The sequence below is a fragment of the Bradyrhizobium sp. 138 genome, from assembly GCF_023074075.1.
In the GTDB taxonomy this organism is placed as follows: domain Bacteria; phylum Pseudomonadota; class Alphaproteobacteria; order Rhizobiales; family Xanthobacteraceae; genus Bradyrhizobium.
On record NZ_JADPKT010000022.1, the window covers coordinates 210,952 to 234,503 of the forward strand.

Below are 23,552 nucleotides of genomic sequence, written 5' to 3' on the forward strand. Positions count from 1 at the left end.
GACCTCAGTGCCGATACTGCGGCTCCTCGGCATCGAGCTGTCGCCGGATCGCGGCGAGATGCAGCCGCGCGGATTCGCTGTCGCCCTCGCGCATCTGCCTGTAGGTTTCGGCTGCAATCGCGGGATCAACCGGCAACACTTTTCGTCCGGTCGACATCGCCAGCACCTGCACCTCGGCGGCGCGTTCGAGGTAATAGAGATCGTCCCAGGCCTCCGCGATCGTCGGTGCCAGCACCATTACGCCGTGATGCTTCATGAAGACGATGTCGGCATCCCCCACAGCCGAAGCAATGCGCGCGCCTTCCTGATTGTCGAGCGCAAGGCCGTTATAGTCGCGGTCGACGGCGGTGCGACCATAGAACTTCAGCGCGGTCTGGCCGGCCCAGATCAAGGGATCGCCCTCGGTCATCGACAGGGCCGTGGCATAGGGCATGTGGGTGTGGAAGGCGACCTTGGCGCGCGGCAGGCGCTTGTGCATCTCGGCGTGGATGTAAAAGGCGGTCGCCTCGGGCACGCCCTCGCCGTCGAGCACATTGCCGTGGAAGTCGCAGATCAGCAGCTTGGATGCGGTCAGCTCGCGAAAGGCGAAACCGTAGGGATTGACGAGAAACAGGTCGTCATGGCCAGGCACGACGGCCGAGAAATGGTTGCAGATGCCTTCTTCGAAGCCGTTGCGCGCCGCCATGCGGAAGCAGGCGGCAAGGTCCTCGCGGGCAGTGCGGATCGCATCGGTCGCGAGGTCCGGGCGGTTCGAGCGGAGCGGCGCTGATGCGGGTGAGGAAGCGTGAAGGCTGTGCGCCATGGCGAAGGACACCTCTGTCGGTCGAGAGCTGCCCGCGTTGTACAGGGGTTGCGCCTGCGCGTCAGCCCCTGCGCCTGCCGCTCTGCCCTGCGCGGCTCAGGCCCGCCGCGGCACGCCGCCCGCGTTCATGCCGCCGTCGATCACGAGCTCGCTGCCGGTGACGTAGCGCGAGGCATCGGAGGCCAGATACAGCACGCCAGAGGCGATCTCCGCGGCCTGCCCGGCGCGGCCGAGCGGCGTGACGACTTTTGCCCGCTCCTCCGGATCGATCGGCGCGTTTTGGCCGGCGCCAGTCGCGCCCGTCGGGATCTTGCCCCAGATCGGCGTGTCGATGATCCCAGGATGAACCGAGTTGACGCGGATACCGTCGCCGGCCGCCGCGCATTCCATCGCGATCGACTTGGCGAACAGCCGCACGCCGCCTTTGGTCGCCGAATAAGCCGACAACCCGGGCGAGCCGCGCAGGCCCGCCAGCGACGACATCATGACGATCGAGCCGCCGTCATGCTTGCGCATCAGGGGCAGGCAATGCTTGACCGAGAGAAAGACGCCGTCGAGGTTGATCGCGTTCTGCTTGCGCCAGTCAGAGAGCGTCATGTCGACGATCGAAGGCACGGCAATGCCGACACCGGCGTTGGCGACCATGATATCGAGCCGGCCGAAGCGCTTGGCGACCTCATTGACGACCTCGATCCAGCGCTCCTCGCTGGTGACGTCCTGCTCCAGGAAGATCGCATTGCCACCGGCTTTTGTCACGCGCTTGGCAAGCTCAGGCCCGCGCAGCTCGTCGATGTCGGTGATGACGACGGTGGCGCCCTCGCGCGCGAACAGCTCGACGATGGCTTCACCGATACCCGAGGCGCCGCCCGTCACCAGCGCGATCTTGCCCTCAACCTGCCCTGCCATGTTCACTCCCTTTTTTGTTGTTTGAGCGCGTTATTTTTTTGCGCATGATCCTATCGGAAAACCGCTTCGCACTTTTCCGGATCGAGCGCTATCTAATCACGGCTGGCCCCTGGTCCGGTAGCGCGACGTCGATGACGCGGAATTGCACGCGTTCGGTGCCCTGGTAGCGATCGACCGAGAGCGAGCCCGCGACATGCAGTTGCTGGCCGCGATTGGCGAGGAGCACGTTGCCGAGCTTCTGGCCAACCGAGCGGAACGCGATGCCGTTGACGATCGAGCCGTCGCCGGACTTGAAACGCAGGCGCAGATGCGCCTGCCCGACCTCGTCGGCAAAGACGAGCTGATGCGCCGGCAGCGCCAGCACTGCTTCCGGATTGCCGCTGCCGAAGGGACCGGCACGGTTCAGCGTCGCCGCAAGCTCGGTCGTCACCGCCCGCGCAGAGACCGCACCGTCGATATAGAGCTCGTTGACGTGGCGCGCCTCGGCGACATCCTGCGCCAGCGCGTTCTCGAGATAAGCGCGGAATTCGGCGAGCTTCTCTTTGCGCAACGTCACGCCGGCGGCCATCGCGTGCCCGCCGCCCTTGAGCAAGATGCCATCAGTGACCGCCTGCCGCACCGCCTTGCCGAGATCGACCCCGGCAATCGAGCGGCCCGAGCCGGTGCCGATGCCGCCGGGCTCCAGGGCTATGGCGAAAGCCGGCCGCGAGAACTTCTCTTTCAGGCGGGAGGCGACGAGGCCGACGACGCCGGGGTGCCAGCCTTCGGACGCCGTCACGATGACACCAAGCTTGTCCTCGAGCCCGATCGAAGCCAGCGCCTCGGCTTCGGCTTGCGCTTCTGCAGCCTGCTCGATGACGCGGCGCTCGTTGTTGAGGCGGTCGAGCTCGGCGGCGATCCGCGCGGCCTCGACGCCGTCACCTTCCAGCAGCAGCCGCACGCCGAGATCGGCGCGGCCGATGCGGCCGCCGGCATTGATGCGGGGGCCCAGCATGAAGCCGAGATGCCACGCTTCCGGCGGGCCGTTGAGCCGCGCCACATCCATCAGCGCGGTGTGACCGACATGATCGCGTCGCCGCATCGCGATCAGACCCTTGGCGACGAAGGCGCGGTTGAGGCCGATCAGCGGCGCCACATCGGCGACCGTGCCGAGCGCGACGTGATGCAGCATCCCGAGCAGATCTGGCTCGGGCATCTCCGCGCTCCAGAAGCCGCGCTGGCGCAGCTCGCGATTGACGGCGACCAGGGTGACCAGCACGAGGCCGACGGCGGCGAGATGGCCAAGGCCCGAGAGATCGTCGAGCCGGTTCGGATTAACCAGCGCGTCGACCTCCGGCAGCTCCGTGCCGGCCTGATGATGATCGATCACGACCACGGACATGCCGAGCCGTTTCGCTTCCGCGAGTGGCTCGATGCTGGTGGTGCCGCAATCGACCGTGACGAGCAGCGTGGCGCCCTTGGCCGCGAGCCCGCGAACCGCTTCGGAGTTCGGTCCATAGCCCTCGAAGATGCGATCGGGAATGTGGATCAGCGGATCGAGCCCGCAATGGCGCAGGTGCCAGGCGAGCAGCGCCGCCGATGTCGCGCCGTCGACATCGTAGTCGCCGAAGATCGCGACCTGCTCGCCCCTCGCTGCGGCATCCGCGATCCGCTTGGCGGCCGCTTCCATCTCCGTCACCGTGAACGGGTCCGGCAGAAGCTTGCGGATGGTCGGGTCGAGGAAGTCATCAACCGCGTCGATATCGACGCCGCGCCCCGCCAGCACGCGCGCCAGCAGCTCCGGGAGCTGGTGCCGCTGCACGATGGCAAGCGCCTTGGCCGCCCCGCGCGCGTTGAGCCTGTCGCGCCAGAGCTTGTCGGTGAGCGAGCGCGTCACCCCCAGGAACGCCTGGGGCGCTTCGACGGGCAAGGCGGTGGCAGGCGGCGTCATGATTCGAAAGCGATCTTTGGGAACTCGGGACCCCGGACGAGCACGCAGGGCGTCCGGTCACTGGAGGATTGGCCGGGAATCCGCCGAACTTTGCAACGGCAGCGGACCACAAAGCGGTGGATTGCCGTTTTGCTGCGCCGAGTGACTATCATTTGGGCATCTCGCGGAATAGCAAATTAAGCAGGCGTTAGGCGGAATCTTCGAAAAAGACTGGTATTCGATCTGTAATTTGAAGTTCCGGGTTGGTTGCAGATCAAACCTCATTGCCAAGGGAAGTCCCCCGATGTCTGCTGCGCTGGGTCTCAAAGCCAAGCCGATCGCCACCGAACCCGCTGACGATGATTCCGACATCTCCGCGCTGATCAACCGCCTGACCGCGGAGGTCAACCAGATCGCCGTCGACAAGACCAAGTCGATCCAGCAGATCACCAACCAGATGAAGATGCTGGCGCTGAACGCGCTGATCGAGAGCTCACGCGCCGGCGCGCAAGGCGCGGGCTTCGCGGTGGTGGCGCAGGAGGTGCGCGGCGTCGGCCAGCAGGTCGAGACCATTGCACGCGAGCTCGAGACACAATTGACGAAGCGCACCGGCGATCTCGTCTCCTCGATCGAGCGCATGAGCCAGCGTTCGCGCGGCGAGCGCATGATGGACTTGTCGCTGAACGCAATCGAGCTGATCGACCGCAACCTCTATGAACGCACCTGCGACGTGCGCTGGTGGGCGACCGATTCCGCCGTGGTCGATTGCGCGGCCTCCCCCAGCGCTGCGGCAGTCTCACATGCCTCGCAGCGCCTCGGCGTGATCCTCGGGGCCTACACGGTCTATCTCGACCTCTGGCTCTGCGACCTCGACGGCAACGTCATCGCCAACGGCCGTGCCGACCGCTTTCGCGTCGTCGGCCAGAACGTCGCCCACACCAAATGGTTTCGCGAGGCGCGATCCTTGCGCTCCGGTGACGATTATGTCGCCGGCGACGTCGAGAACCAGCCGCTGCTGGGCAACGCACAGGTTGCGACCTATTGCGCCAGCGTCCGCGCCGGCGGTCAGGCGAGCGGCGCCCCGATCGGCGTGCTCGCCATCCATTTCGACTGGGAGCCGCAGGCCCGCGCCATCGTCCAGGGCGTGCGCATCGGCGACAGCGACAAGGCCCGCGTGCTGCTGGTCGATTCGAATTTGCGCGTCATCGCGGCGTCCGACGGCCAGGGCATCCTCAGCGAGCGCATCTCGATCTCGCTGAACGGCCAGCGCTCCGGCTTCTATCACGACCGCAACGGCTCGCTCGTCGCCTTCCATGCGACGCCGGGCTACGAGACCTATCGGGGCCTCGGCTGGTACGGCGTGATCATCAGCGGGGCGTGAGGCGCCCCGCAAGATCGGACGGGTACCCCGTCCTGATCAAAACTCGCAAAACAACCCCATGCACAGTAGCCAGAGGGTTGGTTTCATTGAATTTTCTTCGAAGGCGTGACATCGCCCCGGGCTTCTGAAGCATTTTCCGGCAAGCCGCGCGCGTTACAGGCAAGAGCCTCACGCCATTGGTCGAGTAGAGTCGCTTCGCATCATGTCATTGACGTGAGAGCGCGAGCTCGTATTGGTTTTGGAACATCTCGCGTGTGGTAAAATACCGAGGAGGCATGCCATGAAGATCGTCGTGATCGGCGGGACCGGATTGATCGGATCAAAACTCGTGGCGAGGCTCAAGCAGCAAGGCCACGACGCCGTGGCAGCCTCACCGAAATCGGGCGTGAATGCCGTGACCGGGGAAGGCCTCGCTGCGGCATTGGCGGGCGCGGATGTCGTCGTCGACGTTGCTAACGCGCCGTCCTGGGAGCCCGATGCCGTGCTCGAATTCTTCGAGCGTTCGAGCAGGAATCTCGTCGCGACAGAGGCTACGGCGGCCGTGAAGCATCACGTCGCCCTGTCGATTGTCGGGACCGAACGGTCGCCCGACAACGCCTATTTCCGTGCCAAGCTCGCCCAGGAGACCATCATCAAGTCCTCTTCGGTCCCCTACTCGATCGTGCGCGCCACCCAGTTCTTTGAATTCCTCGGCGCCATTGCTGAAACGGGCGCGATTGACGGCAAGATCGTGGTTCCCTCGGCATTGTTTCAACCGATCGCTGCTGATGACGTCGCCGCTCGCCTCGCCGAGGTCGCAGCGGGCAAGCCGCTCAACGGCACGATCGACATCGCTGGTCCCGAGAAGGCTCCCTTCAATGAATTCATCGCACGCCGCCTGGAGGCATCCGGCGACACCCGTCCGGTGGTCGGAGACGCGAAGGCGCCGTATTACGGCGGCCCCATTGACGACACTTCGCTGAACCCGCTCGGCCCGGCCCGGCTCGGGACAACGCCGCTCGCAACATGGCTCGCGAGCCTCTAGAGCCATCGGGCGAAAGTCACCGTCGGTTCACCCAGGGCGCTTTGTGGCCACGGCCATCTCCGCGGCCAGCAGCAGCGCCGCGCGGCTGGCGCCAATCGAAGCGACGCCCTGCCCTGCGATGTCGTAGGCGGTGCCGTGCGCCGGCGTGCAGATCGGGAATGGAAAGCCGCCGAGCAAGGTCACGCCGCGATCGAAGCCCATCAGCTTCATCGCGATCTGGCCCTGGTCGTGATACATCGTCAGCACCGCATCGAAGGCGCCGCCCTTGGCGCGCAGAAATACGGTATCGGCCGGGAACGGTCCCTCCGCGGCAATGCCCTCGCGCTGGGCGGCTGCGACCACGGGCGCGATGACATCGATCTCCTCGCGGCCGAAATTGCCGCCGTCGCCGGCATGCGGATTGAGGCCGGCCACCGCAATGCGCGGCCGTGCAAAACCGGCCTTGCGCATGCAGGTATCGGTCAGCGTGAGCGCGCGATGGATGCGTTCGCTGGACAACCGCCCTGCGACGTCCTTGAGCGGGATGTGGGATGTCACCCGTGCATTCCAGAGCCGGTCGAGCACGTTGAATTCGCTCGCCGCGGTCTTGAGACCGACCACTTCGGCGGAGAACGCGATTTCGTCATCGTATTCAGCGCGGGCAAGCCGCATCGCCTGCTTGTTGAACGGCGTGAAGCAGACGGCATCGGCCCGTCCGTCGCGGCCAAGTTCGAGCGCGTGTTTGTAATTCGCCAGGGCGAAGCTTCCGCCGGCAAGGGTCGCAGTCTTCGGTTCGACCTCTTTGGGATCGAGATGGCCGAGGTCGACAAACAGTGCCTCGCCCTCTGCCGCGCGCAGGTCGGTCCCCGGCTCCACTGTCGTCAGCTCCGGCTTGACGCCCGCAATGCGCGCGCCTTCGTCGAAGATGCGGCGGTCGCCGATGACGACGAGCCGACTTTGGGCGCGGATGTCGTCCTGCACCACGAGCTTTGCCGTCAGCTCCGGGCTGATGCCGGCGGGATCTCCCATTGCCAATGCAATCAGCGGCTTTGCGGTCATATGATCACCTTCTCCTGGGCGGTCGGTTCGGTCGCGGGTGATGCGGGCTTGCGCCAGAGCTTTGCGAGCTGCAATACGAGCGGAAGCAGCAAGAGCGCGATGCCGGCCACGATCAGGCAAGTCACCAGCTTGTTGGCAAAGAAGATCCCGAGCGATCCCTTGGACATCAGCATCGACTGCCGGAATGCGTCCTCGGCCTTGTCGCCGATCACGATCGCGAGCACGAGCGGCGCCAGTGGATAGAACAGCTTCTTGAAGAGATAGCCGATGACGCCGAAGCCCAGCATCATCACGACGTCGAGATAGGAGTTCGACACCGAATAGGCACCGACGACGCAAATGATCACGATCAGCGGCGCGATCACGACGAAGGGAATCCGCATCAAGGCGGCGAACACCGGAACGGTCAGCAGCACCAGCGCGACGGCAACGATGTTGCCGACATACATCGAGGCGATCAGGCCCCAGACGAAATCCTTTTGATCGACGAACAGCATCGGTCCGGGATTGAGGCCCCAGATCATCAGTCCGCCCATCATGACGGCCGCGGTGGCCGAGCCGGGAATGCCGAGCGAGAGCATCGGCAGCAGCGCGCTGGTGCCGGCGGCATGGTCGGCGGTCTCCGGCGAGATGATGCCTTCGACCTCCCCTGTGCCGAAATAGCGGCCGCGACGCGAGAAGCGGCGGGCGATGCCGTAGCTCATGAAGGAGGCCGCGGTCGGGCCGCCCGGCGTGATCCCCATCCAGCATCCGATCGCAGCGCTGCGCAACAGAGCGACGCCGTGCTGGGGCAGCCGGCCGATCGCGCGAAATACTTCGCGCCAGTCGATCTTTGAGGAGACCGCGCGGGCGTGAAACTCCTCCTCGACGGCGACTAGAAGCTCGCCGATGCCGAACAGACCCATCACGGCGACGACGAAGCTCACGCCTTTGACGAGCTCATCCACCCCCATGGTGAGGCGGACGCTGCCGGACACCGTATCGATGCCGATCGCGGCGATGGCAAAGCCGATTGCCAACGCCACGACGGTCTTGATCGGCGCCGCGCCGCCCATGCCGACGAAGCTGGCAAAGGCGAGGAAATAGACCGCAAAATACTCGGCCGGCCCGAAGGCGAGCGCGACCTGCGCCACCCAGGATGCGAGGAAGGTGATCAGGATGACACCAATCAGCGCGCCGATCGCCGCCGAGCCGAAGGCGGTGGCGAGCGCCGTGGTCGGCCGGCCGTCGCGCGCCATTGGGTAGCCGTCGAAGGTGGTCGCGACCGAGGACGGCTCGCCCGGGATGTTGAATAGGATGGAGGTGACGGAGCCGCCGAACAGCGCGCCCCAATACATGCTGGAGAGCAGGATGATCGCCGACACCGGCTGCATGCCGAAGGTCAGCGGCAGCAGCAGCGAGACGCCGTTCGGCGCGCCCAGCCCCGGCAGCACGCCGACGAGAATGCCGAGCAGCACACCGACCGCCATGAGGACGAGGTGCGGCACGGTGACCGCGATGGTGAAGCCGTGCAGGAGTTCGGCGAGATTATCCATCGGCCGCTCCGTCAGAAACCGAGCGCCGCGGCGAGCGCGCCGTGCGGCAGGCTGACCTGGAACATGCGCTCGAACACGACATAGAGCGCGAGCGCCGTCGCTGCCGCCATGGCGAGCGCGCGCGGCACGGATTGGTGCCGAGGGATTGCCAGCACCGCGAAGACGTACAGCGAGGATGCGACGTACATCCCGGCGAGCGGGATCGCGGCGACGAAGATCGCGGCCGGCACGAACAGGCCGGCGAGACGGCGCAGCTCGATCGGCGTGATCGCGACGGGGACATTTGCGAGCGTCGCGGCCGGCAGCACGCCCCGCGCGAGATTATAGAGGCTTCCAAGCACGATGATGATGCCGGTCAGGAATGGAAACGTACCGGCTTCGACGCCCGCGCTCGACCAGCCGATGCCGTTGTCGAGGCTGGAGATGACGACGGTCACACCAAAACTGCCGGTGAGGAAGGCGGTGGCAAGTTCAAGCGCGCGGCGGGAGATCATGAGCGTGATATCCATGAAGGCTAAGCTATCCAATGTGACCACGGGCAGTTGGCCGAACGAGCTCGGCCTGCATGGTTCGAGACGCCCGCTTTGACGGGCTCCTCACCATGAGGGTCTGGTATCGCGCCGCGAAGCGCGACCTCATCCTGAGGGCCCGCCCGCAGGCGGGCATCTCGAAGGATGGCCGCAGGCGACCTGTCCGTCCTCACTTGACGAGCCAGCCCTGCTCGCCCGCGACCTGCTTGACGTGCTCGAGGTCCTCCTTGATGAATTTTTCAAGCTCGGCGCCGGTCAGGAACGTGTCGACCTGCGAGGTCTTCTCGATATAGTCCTTCCACTCCGGCGTCGCCTGCACCTTCTTCATGAGGTCGACATAGAACGCGGCCTGGTCCGGCGTGACCTTGCCGGGCAACCATACCGTACGCGGCTGCTCATATTGCTTGATGTCGAGCCCTTGCTCGACGCAGGTCGGGACGTCGCTCCAGCCTTCGGTTGCGGTGACCTTGGGGCCCTGCGGCAACCGCTTCGGACTGAAAACACAGAGCGGACGCTGCGTTCCGCCGCGCCATTGCCCGAGGCTCTCGCTGGGATTGTTGACGTGGGACTCGAGGTGTCCGCCGGCGAGCTGGACGGCGGTCTCGGCGCCGCTCTTGAAGGGGATGTAGGTCAGCTTGACCTTGCCGGCCTTTTCGATCATGCGCGTCAGCACCTCGTCGGTGTCCTTTGACTGCGCGCCGCCCATCTTGAATTCGCCCGATGAGGCAGCCTTCAGATAGTCGCCCGCCGTCTTGTAGGGTGCATCCTGCTTGACCCAGAGCAGAAACTCGTCCTGCGCCATCGCGGCGATCGGGGTGAGGTCGGTGTAGTTGAAGGCGACCTTGGAGACGAGCGGCTGCTGCCAGGCATTCGAGGTGCCGAAGATCACCTTGTGGGGATCGCCGGCGGAGGCCTTGCCGTAGACGTAGCCCTCAGCGCCGCTGCCACCGCCCTTGTTGACGACGACGATCGGCTGCTCCGTCAGCTTGTGTTTGGTGATGATGTTCTGCACCGCGCGGGCGAGGTTGTCGGTGCCGCCGCCGGGCCCGGCGGTGGCCACGAACTCGATCGGCTTTTGCGGTTGCCAGGCACTGAGCGCCGGCATCGTGCCGGCGAGCACTGTCGCGGCTGCGGAGAGCAAGAATATTGACGTCCGACCCATGATTTCCTCCAGCTGATCTTGTCTTTTATGTTTTTGTCTTTGTTCTTGTCGTCTCGAGGTTCGCTCAGGCGACGCGTTCCTCGCGTTGTCCTGAGGCCAGCACGATTGCGCCTTCTTTTTCGAGCGCTTCGATCTGGTTCTGGTCGAACCCGTGCTCGGCCAGAACCTCGCTTGTATGCTCACCATAGACCGGCGCCCCTGATCGCACTTTGCCTGGGGTCTCCGAAAACTTGACGGGAAGACCGATCGTCTTGACCGGACCGAGCGTGGAGTGCTCGACCTCGACCACCATCTCGCGCGCCAGCGTCTGCGGATCACTGAGCGCCTCCAGCATGTCGTGCACGGGTCCGCACGGTACGCCCTTCTCGTCCAGCGCCGCGAGCCAGTGCGCCCGCGATTTGGTGCGGAAACGCTCGCTCAGCACGGCTTCGAGCTCTTTCAGATTGGCCATGCGATCGGCGCCATTGACGAAGCGCGGATCGGCGGCGAGCTCGCTGGCGCCGAGCGCCTCCAGCATCAACAGCCAATGCTTCTTGTTGGCGCCGCCGACCACGAGCCAGCCGTCCGAGGCCTCAAAGGCTTGATACGGCGCGTTGAGCGGATGGGCCGAGCCCATCGCACGCGGCGCAGTGCCCGCGGCCAGCGCGATGGTCGACTGCCAATAGGTCTGCACCAGCGCCGCTTCGTAAAGCGAAGTCTCGACCCACTGCCCTTCGCCAGTCTTGAGACGATGCGTATAGGCGGCAAGAATGCCCATGCTCGCGAGCAGGCCGGCGGTGATGTCGGACAGCGGCGGCCCGCATTTCACGGGCGGACCGTCGGGACGCTCGCCGGTAAAGCTCATGATGCCGCTCATGGCCTGCGCGACGAGGTCAAAACCGCGACGATGCTTGTAGGGACCGGTCCGGCCGAAGCCCGACAGCGAGCAGTAGATCAACGCCGGGAATTCGGCGTGCAGCGCCTCATAGCCGAAGCCGAGGCGCTCCATCGCACCGGGCGCAAAATTCTCAACGAGCACGTCGGCGTCCGCAATCAGCCGCCGCAGCACCTGCTTGCCGCCGTCGGTCTTCAGGTCCAGCACGATGCCGCGCTTGTTGCGGTTCATCATCAGGAAGGACGCCGCCTCCTCGCCGATCTTCGGCGGCACCGAATGACGGGTATCGTCGCCGTTCGGCCACTTCTCGATCTTGATCACGTCGGCGCCCATGTCGGCGAGCATCAGGGTGCAGGTCGGCCCGGCCATGACATGGGTGAGATCGATGACCTTGAGGCCGGCGAGCGGTCCCGAACGGCAGGAGGTGGATTGCGATCGATCGCTTTGCATCGGCTCGTCCTATTGGCCGCGCCATTGCGGCGCGCGCTTGTTGAGGAAAGCATCGAGCCCTTCGCGAAAATCCTGGCTCGTGTAGCACATCAGGATGAGGTCCTCGCCCTCGTCCCGCGTCAGCCGCCTTTGCAGACGGGCCACTGCCTGCTTGGTCGCGTTCAGCGTTAGCGGCGCGTGGCTGGCGACGAGGCGGGCCACCTCGTCGGCGCGCCGGTCGAGGGCCTGGAGATCGTCCACGACCTCGCCGAGCAGCCCCACGCTTGCAGCCTCCGCGGCGTCGACGAGGCGCGCGGTGAAGATGAGATCCTTGACGCGCGCGGCCCCGATGAGGGCGGTGAGTCGGCTGACATTGGACATCGACAGGCAATTGCCGAGCGTGCGAGCAATCGGAAATCCAATTTTGGCGCTCTTGGTGCCGATGCGCAGGTCGCTGGCAGCGGCAATGCCCGCCCCGCCTCCGGTGCAGAATCCGTTGATCGCCGCGATAGTCGGCACGCGGCATTGTTCGAGCGTGCTCAGCACCCGATCAATCCGGTTCTCGTAGTCGATCGCGTCCTGCGGCGTCCTGAATTCGCGGAACTGGTTGATGTCGGTGCCCGAGGCGAACGCCTTGTCGCCGGCCCCGCGCAGCACCAGCACCTTGATGGCGTGGTCGCGGTTGGCTTCCTCGCAGATCGCCGCGAGCCGCTCGTACATCGCGAAGGTGAACGCGTTACGGGCCCGCGGGCGGTTGAAGGTGATCCGCCCGATGCCGTCCTTGCATTCAAAAACCAAGTCTTCCGCGTCCACCCGCTGGTCCATTTCCCATGTCCCTTCTGTTTTGTACATTTTTGAATGCAAAATTAGATATTTTCAAGCTGGAACTTAAAAATATCTACCTGTATCTTCATTTTTGAATGCAAATCGAGTTCAAGACCATGCTTCACGAGGAAGTCGTCGGCCGCATCCGCACCATCCTGCTCGACGGTGAAATCCCGCCGGGCGCCCGAATTCCCGAGCGTGAGCTGTGCGAGCGGCTCGAGATTTCGCGCACGCCGCTGCGCGAAGCGCTGAAGGTGCTGGCCGCGGAAGGTCTCGTTCAGCTGCTGCCGCATCGCGGCTCGCGCGCGGCGAAACTGACCGACAAGGACATGCGCGACCTGTTCGAGGTCTGCCAGGGCCTGGAGGCGCTCGCCGGCGAGCTCGCCTGCGAGCGCATCACGGATGCCGAGATCGACGCGATCGCCGCCGCACATGCGGACATGGTGCAGCATTATTGCGAGGGCGACCTGATCCAGTACTACCGCGGCAACCGCGCCATTCACGAAGCCATCGTCAACGCAGCCGGAAACCCCGTGCTCGCGGGGTTGTACACCTCCGTGACCGCGCGCATCCGGCGCGCGCGCTACGTCACGCCGATGACGCCGCAGCGCTGGGCACTCGCCGTGAAGGAGCATGAGGCAATCCTGAACGCGCTCCAGAGGCGCGACGGCGCCGGCCTCTCCCACATCCTGCGCGCGCATCTTCGCCACAAGCGCGAAGAGGTGCTGCAGGCGGGCTTTGCCGAGACGGAAGGAAGCGACCTCACGCTGAGAATTGCATAAGGCGCTATTCGTATCGTCCGGGTTTGGCGGAGAGCGTGTCCACACGCAGCCTTCCCGCTCCGGGAGTTCGTTCTCGCTCTGCGTGAATCTGCGCACTAATTCCACTTGCTAGCTTGTCACGGCCGGCGCAGCATACTTTTCTGCCGACCTGCGGTCGCGTGGTCGATCAGGCCGGTCCCAACGCGCGAACAATCGCGCAAAACAAAAGACAAAAGCGGAGGAAACGCATGACAATCGATGTCTCACGCCGATCCCTACTCGCACTTGGAGCCAGCCTTGGAGCCAGCCTTGGGGCAGGCCTTGGTGCCAGCGCGATGCTCGGCAGCAGCGCGATGGCACGGGCTCCCAAGCTCGGCACCCAGACGCCCTACTGGCACCGCTTCATTCTCGGCGATGCCGAGGTGACCGTCGTGTCCGACGGGCCGTTGCCGCTCGGCGATCCCTCCGGGACCTTCACCGGCGTTCCCAAGGAAGAGGTCAAGAAGATGCTGGCGGACAATTTCCTGTCGCCGGACAACGTCGTGCTCGAACAGAACTCGCCGATCGTGAACACCGGCGACAAGCTGATCCTGTTCGACACCGGCATGGGCTCATCAAAGATGTTCGGCGCCAGCACCGGCCGGCAGCAGAAGAGCATGACCGAGGCCGGCATCAAGCCAGGCGACATCGACGCCGTGGTCTGCTCGCATGCCCATATCGACCACATCGGCGGCATCGTGGACGAAGGCGGCAAGCCGCTGTTTCCGAACGCGCAAGTCTACATCTCCCAGACGGATTTCGATTTCTGGACCGACGAGGGCAAGCTCGGCAGTCCGGTCAAGGACTTCGTCGTTCACGCCCGCAAGAACCTGCTGCCGGTCCGCGACCGCATCGTATTCTTTAGGGACGGCCAGGAATTTCTGCCGGGGGTGCAGGCGATTGCCGCGCCCGGTCATACTGTCGGTCACACCATCTTCCTGGTGTCGTCGGCCGGCAAGTCCTTCGCCTTCCTCGGCGACCTCTCGCACCATTCCGTGCTGCTGCTGGAACGGCCGCGGATGGAATTCTCCTACGACACCGACCCGAAGCAGGCAGCCGAGTCGCGCGTCAAGCTGCTGACGATGCTTGCGGCCAACAAGACTCCGGTGATGTCCTATCACTTCGCCTGGCCGGGTTACGGTCATGTCGCCAAGGCCGGTGAGGGATTCCATTATTATCCCGAACCGATGCAGATGACGCTGTAGCTCATCAGGTCCGGGCGGCGCGCGCTGCCCGGACCTGTGATGCCGGCAGACCTTGAAGGTCGCTTGCCTCGCGCAACCACCCGGAGCATGATCAAGCCCAACGGTGCCGGAGATCGAGACCCCTTGAGGTGAGCTGTGATTCTTCCGCAAGAACCAGATCTTTTGATTGAAAGGGATGCAAGCGGGATCGTTCGGGAGCTGCGCCATTTGCAGACACCGGCGAAGGCCGAGCCCGGCCAATCCGCAAAGCAGGCCGCGCTCGCATATCTCAAGGAAGCGGCGCTCGAGAGAGGATTGTTTCCGCTCGATGAGAGCGATTGGTACCACCTCAAGGACACCATCGCGTCCGACGGACCGGAGCGATCCGGCAAATCCAGATTTCGATGGGCAGAAGCTCGTGAGCTGAAACGAAATTCGGTGGTCGAGACCACGATCGTCTGGTGTCAGCAGACAGCTCCTCTCGAAAAGCATCCTGAATTTGTCCCCGATGCATTGAGCCGCAGCATACGCTTGGTTGTCCATCATCGGCGGCAGACCCCACAGATCACCAGTGCACGATTAACGACGATCGACCGCGCTCACCTGTCAATCACATCGGACCATGTCGAGCGGGCGTTCGGTCGCCTGGATCCAGCGTGGGCAGACAATCTCCGCACCGACATGGTTTCGCGCTTTCTCAGCCCGGTTCTGGGCCTTCTCGATCCAACAACTGGAATTGACGACGCAAGGCTCGTGGCCTATCTGCGGAATGAACACAGCGCCGTCTATGACGGCGTGCTGGGCCTGGCGATCAGCGCCACCGTTTTCATGCCCGTGGCGAGCGGAGACTCGATTGCACATCGAGTCCTGTTCGACCCACTCAAGAACGAGCTGATACGCAAGGCGCCGATCGCGTCGGGTTGCGCTGGATATGCCTTCCTCAATGATCCGAACAGCAAGAGGGGTGGCTTCGAGCTTCGCCCCGACAGCAACGCCGACCTGCTCGATCACGAACGCGATCCAGTCGGATTGCTGGACCTCGACCATGCCGGTGGCGGACGCCGCAAGCTTTCAGGACCGCGCGTGCGCGTGCTTGCGCCGGCGGCGTTGGGCAAGGACTACGATCCGCCGCGGCAGCGGCCCCCCTTCGCTTTCTCAGCCCGAACCAACGAGTTTGCAGCGGTCTGCGCCTACTGTCATTGCGATTCGATGATGCAGCTGATCGAACAGTTCGGATATGTCCTTACTGATCATTTCGGCAAGATAGCGTTGCCGCTGACCGTTGAACATCGAGCCAAGATGTTGACCGGGCCGGGAGCACGCGATGGCCGGGGAATCAATGCATATGTGACGCCTTTCCGCGCTGACGAACTGGCGCCAAGCTGGGACGTCAGAATGCTGTTCGGGCTCGCCGATTTTGCCGATACCTGGAGACATCCTCTTGGACTCGTCGCGGATGTGCGTTTTGTGTGGCACGAGTTCTGCCACGTCCTGATCCTCGCCGCGACCGGCTCGACAGAATTCGACTTCGCTCACAGCGCAGGCGATGCGCTGGCGGCCATCATGAGCGATCCATCCTCGAAGCTCCCGGCGGCGTATCGCGGCGTGACCTTCCCTTTCATTCAGTTGCCACTGCGGCACCACGATCGCAAGGTCAAGGACGGATGGGGCTGGAACGGCACGCAGTATGAGAGACCAACTCCCAGTTACGGACTACGGGACCCCGCCGGCTACAACGCGGAGCAGATCCTGTCGAGCACGCTGTTTCGCCTCTATTGCGCCATCGGCGGGGACGCGGTCCGCTGCAATGACGCGGGTCAATGGGAGGCGGATATCGAAAGCCGCAGGGCTGCGGCCTATCATTGCGCATATCTCATCGTGCGCGCGATCCGTTCGCTTGGACACGTCGCAACGGAGCCTACCGGCACGGTAAGCCAGTTCGCCACGGCGCTCATGGACGCCGATATCGGCACCACATCCGATCTCGACTATGAGGGTTCGAAGCGACCAGGCGGAATGATGCACAAGGTCGTCCGCTGGGCATTCGAGCGACAGGGCCTTTATCAGACCGCGCCGGGCGGCCCACGCAACGAACCTGGACAGCCGCCGGCGATCGACATCCACGTGGACGATGGCCGCGGCCCCGAGATATACGGCTACACTACCGGCTGGCACGCGCTCCCCGACGTACTGTGGATCCGGAATAGCGCGGACGGCGGCACGACAAGCCAGCCGCCACAGCCGGGCCGGACCAACTATGTCTACGTCATTCTGCGCAATCTCGGCGACCAGCCGGCGATCGCGGCGACAACGGATATTTTCGCAGCCGTCGGCGATGCTGCGGAGACCTGGGATACCAGGCCGGGCCGATGGTTGAAACTGCAGGGGAGTAACACGAGACAGGACGTTCACAGCGGGGCTCTGGTGACATTCGGCCCCTTCGAATGGACACCACAGGCCGGAGCCAGAAATGCGCTGCTTGTCCGCGCAACCGCTGCCGGCGACCCCAGCAATATCGACGACTACTCTGACCTGCCTTGTGCCATTGGTCCTACACCGCTGCCAGATCTCGTCCGCCACGACAACAATCTCGGTTACCGTGAGTGGACGATCCAGTAGGCGCCGCCACCGGCACAACGGCGGGCTGTTTCAGTTGGAGCGCCGGCTGTGCACTTCTACCCCTTGAAATCCGAATTATGCCGGAGCTGCGGGTGGGAAGGCGGGGAATGGTTCGTTCGTCGTGGGTGTGATCGATAGAGCCCACTCACTCTTCGCCTCCGCAAACAGTTTCATGATGTTCGGACACCGGCTCGGTGTCTTGATCAAGTCCACGCATGCTCGGGCGATGAATTCACCCGCGGCCGTATCGCTCGGATAGTGCACACCTGCCCGTTCGCGATTGAACGCAACCCGTCTCGCCAGCCAATCGAGCTCGTTCTGATAGTCAGGTAGCACTTCTGCAAGGAACAGTGACATCAGCCAGCTCTGGAGGGAGTGCCCGCTCGGGAACGAAGCGTGAGCCGGCGGGCCGAAGGCCGGCAACAGACCGGGACATACGAATGATGGGCGCGGTCGATTGTAACTCTTCTTGTAATAGGCGGCCACGATCTGGCCAATGCGCACCGCAAGGTTGATGACCACGAGAGTCTTGAAGTGCGCCCGGCTATTGATGTCCAACATGCTCACCCAGTAACCAGGCGCATTGTCATGCTGGAATATGATCTCGGTCATATACCGCTCGCGGTCGAACTGCATGAGCTGCTGGATGTGGTGAATTTCGGCATTGATGAATGTGAGATAATTCGCCTTGCTCGATTGCCAACCAAGCAAGTCAGGGCTCTGTCCCGTCAGATCAATCGTTTTCCAGTCGGGACCACATTCTTCTATGAACTCGGTTAGAAAGAGCAGCGAAAGCACATCGGGATCCCATGGACCGATCCTGCCTTGCCAAGCGGCCGTCGGCAGCGATCTGTCCGGAAAGCTCGGATCGGAGTTCGGTCCAAGGTCGAACTGCAGCGTCAGGGGCCGGAGGCCAAGCTCGGGCGGGGTCGCTCCGAAGGCCATTCCCATACCCATCCCCATACCCATACCCATCCCCATGCCCATGCCCATTCCCATACCCATGCCCATACCCATTCCCATGCCCATGTCATCCTCCAGAGTTTGTTCGGCGGGAAACCAGTTCCTTGAAGACCACCGGACGCGGCGATCCAATTCGTCTTGCAGTCAGCGAGGCAGCCCAGCTTCAATCAATCGCTCGGCAAGCAGAGCGCGCCGCGCCGGCTGCTTGATCGGATACCAACTGCAATATTTCTCGACGGAGAATGACGGGTCGATCCGCATATGCGCGGCGCCAACTTCGCGCGCCCGCTGTAGAGAACCCGCGGCCACCAAGCTCGCCGCGAGAAGTCGCAAATTGGCGACAAACTGAGGCGCGCTCGCCATGACCTTCGTGCCCCAATACACGGCCTCGTCAAAGGTCTCGTTGGTGTAATGCGCGTTGGTAAGCGCCGATTGGTAAAAATAGGCGTACGGATCGAGCGGCGACAACGATATGCCGTAAGAGGCGCGCGCCACCGCCCTCGGCCCGTCTCCGAGATAGCAATATGTCGATGCGCTGAGGGACCAGGCGATTGCGGAATTCGGCGTTCCCCCGATCGCACGTTCAAAGGCGTCGATGGCGCGATCATACGCGGCAAAGAGAAAGGAATTGATATGCCCGAAGATAGCGAGCGCCATGGGGTCAGACGGCTCGAATTCGAGTGCGCGCGACGCGAGCCTTAGAGCTTCGCGGGAATCGGCTTTGAAGTCGGTGGTATGTCCTTCGCCGATGTGCAGGATGTACCACTTTGCCATGAGCGCGTAGGCGACCGCATATTGGGGGTCATGGTCAAGAGCGCGCTCAAACAGGGTCCGCGCCAGTTGCATGTCATCGCGTCCGAGACGATAGAGGCGGTACATTCCCTGCAGGACCAGGTCGTAGGCGTTCATGCTCTGCGGAATTTTGCGCTCGGCATGCTTCAGTTCGGATATATGGATGTGAGGCAGGAGCGCGTATGCGATGCTTGTCGCGATCTTCTCTTGCACGTCGAACAACTGGCTGATCGCGGCCTGATACTGATTGGTCCACAGCATGGACCTGGTATCGACATCAATCAACTGCACCCGCATTCGCAACAATTCGCCGCTACGCGTGAGGGTACCGGTGACGAGATATCGCACGCCCAGCCGATGGCAAACGCCGGCAGGGTCGACGCTGGGATCAGTGAAACCGAGCGTTGACGTGCTCGACACGACGAACAGCTCACGGATCCCGGCCAATGATGCCACGATGTCGTGGATGATCCCCTGCGCGAGATAAGCATCAGCGGCTTCGAGACCGAGCATTTGCAACGGCAAGACCGCCACAGAAGGCTTCAGCGCATGGGCCACCGAGATCGTTGGAGCCCGCAACTCGTGATGCGCTATCTTAAATGCCCGGATGCGCCGCTCGATATTCTTCAGCGTGAGGAAGCCCAGCTCGGCGGCTTGGTAGCGTAGACTATCCTTCACTTGATCATGGATGGCCCCCGAAACTACGATCCCGCCCGGGCCGGCGAATTCCTGAAGCCGGGCCGCAATATTGATGCCGTCCCCGTAGATATCATCGTGCTCGGCGATGACCTCGCCGACATTCGCCGACATCCGCACCTCGAGGGGATTGCCTCCTTCCGACGAAGAATTGGCCAAATGGAGCTGCGTGCCGAGTACGAAGCGGATTGCGTCGAGCGGGTTCTTGAATTCCAGCAGCAGGCCGTCGCCGGTGCTTTTGATCACCTCGCCGCCATTCGCGGCGACGCGCGGCTCAATCACGTCCAACCGCATGGACATCCATCGTCGGTGCGTGCCTTCCTCGTCGTGTCCCATCAGCCGGGAGTATCCGACAACATCGATAAAGACGGCGGCTGCGGTGCGCCTTTTCGGCCAACTCTGATCCGAGCCGTTTTCCGAAGACGTGTTGTCGACACTGATCATCATCACAGGCGCAACAACTGCTAAGCGGCCACAACCATTTGCGGCGCCGAGAGATTGTAGCAGACAGCGACTGCCGGGCCAATGTAAGGCCTGCACACAGACGGAGCAGGACTCGCGCTCACGTCAGTCCCGCCTCCTCATACGGCGTGCGTTGCTGCGATACGCATTTGCCAAGGGGATGGAAACACTCGCCTTTTACCAAAAGAGCGGGCGTATGCGGGTGGTGATACCAAGCCGTTTGATGCTTAAAAGTTGTACCGCAAGAACGGAATGCTCGCGGACATGAGCAACCCGGATGTCATCCGGCGCACATGATCGCTGGCCCGCCCGCGGCCCTCTTTGCCGCGCAGCGACAACGTCGGTCCGGGTGCAAAACCTGACTTACGAGATTGCCAATACGCGCCTTAGCACCCCAGCCTCACGGCGATCCCGCCAAAGTCCTTGGCGACGATGTCCCAGTTGCCGGTCGCCTCGAAGTCCACTTTCTGAAGCGGCCCGTACTCCGTCGGCCGCGCCACGAAGGCGGTCTTCAGCCCGTTCTTCTGGGCGGCGGCGAGATCGCCGTTGTGGGCGGCGACCATCATCACCTCTTCCGGCTTGAGGCAGAGCAGCTTTGCTGCGCCGAGATAAGTCTCGGGATCCGGCTTGTAGTGCTCGAATAGCTCGGCCGACAGGATGAGGTCCCATGGCAGCCCAGCAAATTTCGCCATGTTGGTGAGCAGCGCGACGTTGCCGTTCGAGAGCGGCGAGATGACGAATTTCGACTTCAGCCGTGTGAGGCCGGCGACGCTGTCGGGCCAGGGGTGCAGGCGATGCCAGCCTTTTGTGAGATGGTCGAGATCGGCGTCAGTGAGGCCCTTGATCGAGAATTGATCGACCAGCTTTTCCAGCGAGCGGCGGTGCAGATCATCCAGCATGACATAGCCGCGCTCGGGATGTTTGCGCACGTCGTCCATCGAGGCCATGTACATGCCGCGCCAACCGTCGACCAAAGCAGTCCAGTCGGCGGCGATGCCGCGCTGTTTGCCCCACCACATGAACTCGCTGATCAGGCTGGTGCGCCAGTCCACGACAGTGCCGAACACGTCGAACACGAGGGCTCTGACGGCGGAGAGATCGGGCATCGTTGTCATGGTTTTCTCCGCGCTTTCCCTGGGCCTTGAAGCAGCGCGAGGGTGCGTCGTGGCTTTAAAGCACGATCCATCCCATGCAACAATAGCGCTAGCCTGGCTAGCCAAACACGTCAAAGATGAGCACAATGATTGGCCTCAACCCCTCGGAGCGTGCGCACCCGCCATGACCACCCCTGTCGCATTCGTGATGCTGGAGGAGGCGCGACTTCCAGACGAGGCGGTCCTGATCGAAACGCTGCGTCGCCGCCATCCGGCTTTGCGATGGGAAAGCAGCACGGCCGCTGCAAAAGAAAATGCCGATGGCCCGACGCTGATCCGTGCGGGCGATCATCTCATGGCCATCCTCTTGATGCCCGCGCCCATGCCCTTCGATCAGCGGCTGTGGCAGCAAGCCTCCTGGGTATGGCCCGACGCGTTCCAGGCGGCGGGGCGACATCGCGCACACCTGATTGTCTCAACGATGGGATCCGCCGTGGAGGGCGCTGGAGCGGTCAAGCTGAGCATGATCGAAAGCACGCGCCTCACGACAGCCGTTGTCGGCGGCGTACTCCAAGCACAGCCACGCAGCCTCGGCGTCGTCTGGAGTGGAACAGTCGGCCGCTCCCGCGAGATGTGGCTGGACCAATCGCGCCGCGCGTTCGATCCTTATCCAGATCAACCGTTCGGGCTGTGGATGGAGATCGTTCCCTACCGTTGCGGCAAAACCATAGGAGCCTACACGGTCGGACTATCCCCGTTCATCGGACGAGAGATCGAATTCGAGGTGGACGGGCTTGACCAACGCGGCGTCGCCGCCCGCGTCGCCCAGCTTTCGGCATATCTCATCGGAAACGACCTGGACGACGGACCCAAGAGTGGCGAGGTGTTCGAGGCCGATTCCGAGATCGATCATCGCGTCGCGGTACTCCACCGCAACTCGCGCTTCAATATCGGACCGGTCATCTCGTTCTCATCCCTCGATGATCGATCGGGGAGAATCAGGACCTATCCGATCATTCCCGATGCCATTGCCCGCAATCATCCGCTGCTGGTCATGCTGGGCAAGGTCGGGCTTTTCGATCCGGCACAGGTCAAGAACCAAATCAGGCTCAGGCCGGATCACTATGAATCGGAAGTCCGCATCGAGAGCTTCGATCAAGGCCTCTCGCAGGCGCTGTCCGGAATGATCGCAACCGATGCCTATGCCGAGGCCGACACGAACGCGCGCCGCGCGCTCGAGAGCGGAGACATGGCGTCCGCGAGGTCCATTCTCCAGCCCTGGGCCGAGGAGGTTGACTTGCTGCAAGGAGCAGCCAAGCTCGCTCTGACTTTGTGCGACGTGTTCTTGTTCATGCCGGCGCCGCTGCGCAGCCCGTAGCGGGCAGACGCTGGACCAGTCCCTGCGACGTCCGGCTGAATCGGCCGAACGATCGCGTGGGCGGGACGGCCGCGGGCTTAGTCCAGATGGAATTTGGCCAGCTCGCGGTGCTCGGCCTTGATGTAGCGCACGGTGCCGGTGACGGAGCGCATCACCACCGTCTCGGTCTCGATCACGCCGTCCTTGCGGAATTTGACGCCCGATAGCAGCGAGCCCGTGGTGACGCCGGTGGCGGCGAACAGGCAGTCGCCGCGCGCCATGTCCTCGATGCCGTAGATCATCTTGGGATCGTTGACGCCCATCTTAGCGGCGCGCTCGATTTTCTCGCCGGAATCGAGGATCAGCCGGCACTGCATCTGGCCGCCGATGCAGCGCAGCGCCACGGCCGCGAGCACGCCTTCCGGCGCGCCGCCGGTGCCGAGATACATGTCGACGCCGGTATTGTCAGGATCGGCGCAATGGATCACGCCGGCGACGTCGCCGTCGGTGATTAGGCGCACGGCGGCACCGGTCGAGCGCACACTCTCGATGATGCTGGCATGGCGCGGACGATCCAGCACGAGAACCGTGATGCCCTCAGGCTGGACACCCTTGGCCTTGGCGAGGCGGCGGACGTTGTCGGCCGGTGTCGCATCGAGATCGACGACGCCCTTGTTGTAACCCGGGCCGATCGCGAGCTTCTGCATGTAGACGTCGGGCGCGTGCAGCAGGGTGCCGCCGTCGGCCATCGCCATGGTGGCAATCGAGCCCGGCATGTTCTTGGCGCACAGCGTGGTGCCTTCGAGCGGATCGACGGCAATGTCGACCTGCGGGCCGGCATTCAGGCCGACTTTCTCGCCGATGAAGAGCATCGGCGCCTCGTCGCGCTCGCCCTCGCCGATCACGATGGTGCCCTCGATCGGCAGCTTGTTGAGCTCGCGGCGCATCGCATCCACCGCAGCCTGGTCGGCCGCTTTCTCGTTACCGTGCCCGCGCAGCCGCGCCGACGACACCGCCGCCCGCTCCGTCACCCGCACGATCTCCAGCGTCAGGATGCGCTCGAGCAAGGCGTGCGGGGGGACTTCAATATGGGTCGACATCGGCTAACTCCTTCGAAACGGTTTGGGACAGGACGCCCTGCCCGCATCAACTCGTAACACCCACGGTTCG

The 23,552-nt window shown here is 63.5% G+C and carries 19 protein-coding genes; 6 read left to right on the forward strand and 13 right to left on the reverse strand.

Annotation, left to right across the window (positions count from 1 at the left end; genetic code table 11):
- Positions 1-4: 4 nt before the first annotated feature.
- From IVA79_RS12725 to recJ, 3 genes are all read right to left on the reverse strand, one after another.
- Positions 5-802 carry an aldolase gene (locus IVA79_RS12725; protein WP_247553339.1) on the reverse strand — a complete coding sequence of 266 codons (798 nt, stop codon included), beginning with the start codon at positions 800-802 and terminating at the stop codon, positions 5-7.
- Positions 803-898: 96 nt separating this feature from the next.
- Positions 899-1,708 (reverse strand): glucose 1-dehydrogenase, encoded by an 810-nt coding sequence (locus IVA79_RS12730; protein ID WP_247553340.1) that lies wholly within the window; start codon positions 1,706-1,708, stop codon positions 899-901.
- Between the two features lie 88 nt (positions 1,709-1,796).
- On the reverse strand, positions 1,797-3,638 hold the full coding sequence (recJ, locus tag IVA79_RS12735; RefSeq protein WP_247553341.1) for a single-stranded-DNA-specific exonuclease RecJ: 1,842 nt from the start codon (positions 3,636-3,638) through the stop codon (positions 1,797-1,799).
- Between the two features lie 283 nt (positions 3,639-3,921).
- Here recJ and IVA79_RS12740 point away from each other — a divergent pair, with 283 nt between their 5' ends.
- Positions 3,922-4,998, forward strand: a complete 1,077-nt coding sequence (locus IVA79_RS12740; RefSeq protein WP_247553342.1) for a methyl-accepting chemotaxis protein — start codon at positions 3,922-3,924, stop codon at positions 4,996-4,998.
- Positions 4,999-5,278: 280 nt separating this feature from the next.
- Positions 5,279-6,022 carry an SDR family oxidoreductase gene (locus IVA79_RS12745; RefSeq protein WP_247553343.1) on the forward strand — a complete coding sequence of 248 codons (744 nt, stop codon included), beginning with the start codon at positions 5,279-5,281 and terminating at the stop codon, positions 6,020-6,022.
- Positions 6,023-6,049: 27 nt separating this feature from the next.
- Here the strand turns inward: IVA79_RS12745 and IVA79_RS12750 are convergent, their stop codons facing one another.
- The 6 genes from IVA79_RS12750 to IVA79_RS12775 form a co-directional block, all read right to left on the reverse strand.
- Entirely contained in the window at positions 6,050-7,060 is a 1,011-nt protein-coding gene (locus tag IVA79_RS12750; protein ID WP_247553344.1) for a 4-hydroxythreonine-4-phosphate dehydrogenase PdxA, read from the reverse strand.
- Positions 7,057-8,595 carry a tripartite tricarboxylate transporter permease gene (locus tag IVA79_RS12755; protein WP_247553345.1) on the reverse strand — a complete coding sequence of 513 codons (1,539 nt, stop codon included), beginning with the start codon at positions 8,593-8,595 and terminating at the stop codon, positions 7,057-7,059. The genes IVA79_RS12750 and IVA79_RS12755 overlap by 4 nt, the downstream gene beginning before the upstream one ends.
- Before the next feature lie 11 nt (positions 8,596-8,606).
- Complete coding sequence (locus tag IVA79_RS12760; protein WP_247553346.1) at positions 8,607-9,104, reverse strand: tripartite tricarboxylate transporter TctB family protein; 498 nt, start codon at positions 9,102-9,104, stop codon at positions 8,607-8,609.
- Between the two features lie 190 nt (positions 9,105-9,294).
- The gene (locus tag IVA79_RS12765; RefSeq protein ID WP_247553347.1) at positions 9,295-10,287 is read right to left on the reverse strand and encodes a tripartite tricarboxylate transporter substrate-binding protein; all 993 of its coding nucleotides are present in this window, start codon (positions 10,285-10,287) and stop codon (positions 9,295-9,297) included.
- 64 nt (positions 10,288-10,351) lie between these two features.
- Entirely contained in the window at positions 10,352-11,611 is a 1,260-nt protein-coding gene (locus IVA79_RS12770) for a CoA transferase (RefSeq protein ID WP_247553348.1), read from the reverse strand.
- A 9-nt stretch (positions 11,612-11,620) separates the two neighbouring features.
- On the reverse strand, positions 11,621-12,415 hold the full coding sequence (locus tag IVA79_RS12775) for an enoyl-CoA hydratase/isomerase family protein (protein ID WP_247553350.1): 795 nt from the start codon (positions 12,413-12,415) through the stop codon (positions 11,621-11,623).
- 95 nt (positions 12,416-12,510) lie between these two features.
- Here IVA79_RS12775 and IVA79_RS12780 point away from each other — a divergent pair, with 95 nt between their 5' ends.
- The 3 genes from IVA79_RS12780 to IVA79_RS12790 all read left to right on the forward strand — a co-directional run bounded on the left by IVA79_RS12780 (position 12,511) and on the right by IVA79_RS12790 (position 17,018).
- Positions 12,511-13,197: a GntR family transcriptional regulator gene (locus IVA79_RS12780; protein ID WP_247553351.1), complete on the forward strand. Its 687-nt coding sequence runs from the start codon at positions 12,511-12,513 to the stop codon at positions 13,195-13,197.
- Positions 13,198-13,424: 227 nt separating this feature from the next.
- The gene (locus IVA79_RS12785) at positions 13,425-14,420 is read left to right on the forward strand and encodes an MBL fold metallo-hydrolase (protein ID WP_247553352.1); all 996 of its coding nucleotides are present in this window, start codon (positions 13,425-13,427) and stop codon (positions 14,418-14,420) included.
- A gap of 135 nt (positions 14,421-14,555) precedes the next feature.
- Positions 14,556-17,018 (forward strand): hypothetical protein, encoded by a 2,463-nt coding sequence (locus IVA79_RS12790; RefSeq protein ID WP_247553353.1) that lies wholly within the window; start codon positions 14,556-14,558, stop codon positions 17,016-17,018.
- Positions 17,019-17,093: 75 nt separating this feature from the next.
- Here the strand turns inward: IVA79_RS12790 and IVA79_RS12795 are convergent, their stop codons facing one another.
- From IVA79_RS12795 to IVA79_RS12805, 3 genes are all read right to left on the reverse strand, one after another.
- The gene (locus IVA79_RS12795; RefSeq protein ID WP_247553354.1) at positions 17,094-18,047 is read right to left on the reverse strand and encodes a phosphatase PAP2 family protein; all 954 of its coding nucleotides are present in this window, start codon (positions 18,045-18,047) and stop codon (positions 17,094-17,096) included.
- A 78-nt stretch (positions 18,048-18,125) separates the two neighbouring features.
- A complete protein-coding gene (locus tag IVA79_RS12800) occupies positions 18,126-19,916 on the reverse strand; it encodes an adenylate/guanylate cyclase domain-containing protein (RefSeq protein ID WP_247553355.1) in 1,791 nt (596 codons plus the stop codon).
- A gap of 401 nt (positions 19,917-20,317) precedes the next feature.
- Positions 20,318-21,037, reverse strand: a complete 720-nt coding sequence (locus IVA79_RS12805) for a haloacid dehalogenase type II (protein WP_247553752.1) — start codon at positions 21,035-21,037, stop codon at positions 20,318-20,320.
- 172 nt (positions 21,038-21,209) lie between these two features.
- On the opposite strand from IVA79_RS12805, the gene IVA79_RS12810 reads away from it, so the two are divergent.
- A complete protein-coding gene (locus IVA79_RS12810) occupies positions 21,210-22,403 on the forward strand; it encodes a hypothetical protein (protein WP_247553356.1) in 1,194 nt (397 codons plus the stop codon).
- A gap of 77 nt (positions 22,404-22,480) precedes the next feature.
- Here IVA79_RS12810 and glpX read toward each other — a convergent pair whose 3' ends face one another.
- Positions 22,481-23,482 (reverse strand): class II fructose-bisphosphatase, encoded by a 1,002-nt coding sequence (gene glpX / locus IVA79_RS12815; RefSeq protein ID WP_247553357.1) that lies wholly within the window; start codon positions 23,480-23,482, stop codon positions 22,481-22,483.
- Positions 23,483-23,552: the final 70 nt, after the last annotated feature.